We start from the raw sequence: 1,968 nt of genomic DNA, 5'->3' as shown, positions 1-1,968 counted from the left end.
CGCGTGGCCTCGTCCTGGGTCTGCGACAGCGGCACGGCCAGGAACCCGGCCAGCCAGTCCAGCGCCTCGTCCGGCGCACCCGCCGGATCCAGCAGCGCCGGCAACTCGCCGGTCGTCGCCTCGATCTCGCGGAAGAAGCTCTCGAACAGGCTGAGGTAACGCAGCAGGAAGTTGTCCCGCGGCCGGTCCGGGTACAGCGACGGCGGACGCTCGCGGTAGATCGCCGGCAGGTCCGGCAGGTAGCTGGCCTGGTCGAAGTCCACGCGCGCCTGGCGCAGCACCGGCGTGCCGTGCAGGTCGTTGGCGAAGCGCGCGCCGATCCACAGCGCCCGCTGCGGCCCGGTGTCGTCCAGGTCGATGAAGAAATCGGTCACGTCGGCGCCGACCGCGCGCCACGGCGCGGCGAAGAGCCCGTCCGCCGTCGGCGGCGGCACGGGCGCGGCCAGCGCTCCCGTCGCGATGTGGAAGGTCACATGGCTGCCGCGGGCAGGTCGATGCTGGCGTGCAGCCGGTTCCAGACGTGATCGAGCGTGTCGACGGTGATCGCGTCGCTCCACAACCAGCCTTCGGCCGCATGGCTGCCTTGCAGCGCCAGCCGCAGCGGCGCGAGGCCACCGCCAGGCGAGACCCACAACGCGCCGTCGCCGTCGCCGCCACTGCCGCCGCTTGCGCTCGCGCGACCGTCGATCGCGAGCGCGGCGACCGGCCCTTCATAGCCCGCGGCATCGCCGGCGTGGAAGAAGGACCCGTCCTGACCGCGCGACCAGACCGCGATCCGCCGCCGCCCCGGATCGCCGATGAACAGCGAATCGCCGGACACCGCCAGCGCGATGGCGCCTTCGATGCCGGTGGGAACGCTCTCCATCGGCGCGCCCTGCGGCGTGAACGCGGTGACCTGATGCGTCTGGGCGTCCAGCACCCACAGCCGTCCGTCCGACCACGCGATCGCGCACGGATGATCCGCCTGCCCGCTGGCCCGCACCGCGTCGCCGAAGGCAGGTGCCCGGTCGCCCCACGTCGTGATGCACTCGACCCGACCGTCGCCCCAGGTCGGCGACGTAGAGCTGCCCCGCCTCGTCCAGCGCCAGCGACACCGGCAGCTGGAACCCCTCCAGCACCTCCACCAGCGCCAGGCTGCCGAGGTCGAAGACCTCCACCCGGTGGTTGCCGGCGTCGGCGACATACAGCGCGCCGCGCGCCGGCGCGATCGCCAGCCCCGCGGGCGCATCGAAGCGCGTCGCATCGCTGCCCGGTCCACCCAGGCACGGCACCGGGCCGATGGCGCCGAAGCAGCCCTCGATCCACGACACCACGCCCCCCGCGGGATCGGTGAAGAACACGGTGCCGCCGGCATCGACGGCCACGCCGCCCTGCGGTTGCGCGTCGGCGAGCGTCCCCAGCGCCGCGGGCAACTCGCCCTCTAACGCCGGCAGCGCCGCCAGGCGCAGCGCGCCGTCGTCCCCGCGCGCGAGGCCGTGCCAATGGAAACGCGGCCACAGGCCGTCCTCGTTGAGATGACGGAAGGGTCGGAGGTCCGGTGCGCCCATGGCTTCAGCCCTCCACCCCGATCCACTCGATGCGCCACTCGTCGCGCACCTGCTTGAGCAGCTGCTTGCGGAAGTCCTCGCTCTGCGGATCGGGATCGTCCGCGCCGGGAGGCAGGCTGGCCAGCAGCGAGTCCGGCACCAGCATCGAGAACTTGAACCCGGCCTTGTCCGCCGCCAGCAACATCACGAAACCGTCGACCAGGCGCACCACGTCGCGATCGCCGACGTCGAAACTGAAATCGCGCCGGCCCAGCACCTGCGCCGAGTAGCAGGGCATGGTCCGGAAACCGGCCGAGGTGGTGTCAACCACCGCCTCCAGCTGCAGCCCGAAGCCCGAGGCGCCCGCGCCGGCCGCCGGCATCGTCCAGGCCGGCTTGGCGACCAGGCCGCTGGCCACGTAGGGCTGCGCGGCCGGCCGCGC

General features: G+C 73.1%; 3 protein-coding genes and 1 pseudogene. All 4 read right to left on the bottom strand.

The features are described 5' to 3' along the window. The coding region (locus FUT87_RS27985; protein ID WP_222617338.1) for a hypothetical protein at positions 1-473 on the bottom strand (473 nt) is incomplete at its 3' end. Next, complete coding sequence (locus FUT87_RS31260) at positions 470-919, bottom strand: hypothetical protein (protein ID WP_255512100.1); 450 nt, start codon at positions 917-919, stop codon at positions 470-472. The genes FUT87_RS31260 and FUT87_RS27985, both read right to left, overlap by 4 nt. 265 nt (positions 920-1,184) lie before the next feature. After that, a pseudogene (locus tag FUT87_RS31910) lies at positions 1,185-1,547 on the bottom strand (hypothetical protein); the annotation flags it as partial. Positions 1,548-1,551: 4 nt separating this feature from the next. After that, positions 1,552-1,968 (bottom strand): hypothetical protein (locus FUT87_RS29740; RefSeq protein ID WP_186830823.1); only part of this gene is annotated, 417 nt, incomplete at its 5' end.

It is taken from the genome of Mitsuaria sp. TWR114 (assembly GCF_007997345.1).
Note: the sequence above shows the minus strand (reverse complement) of the source record. Positions and strands in the feature narration are given on the sequence as shown.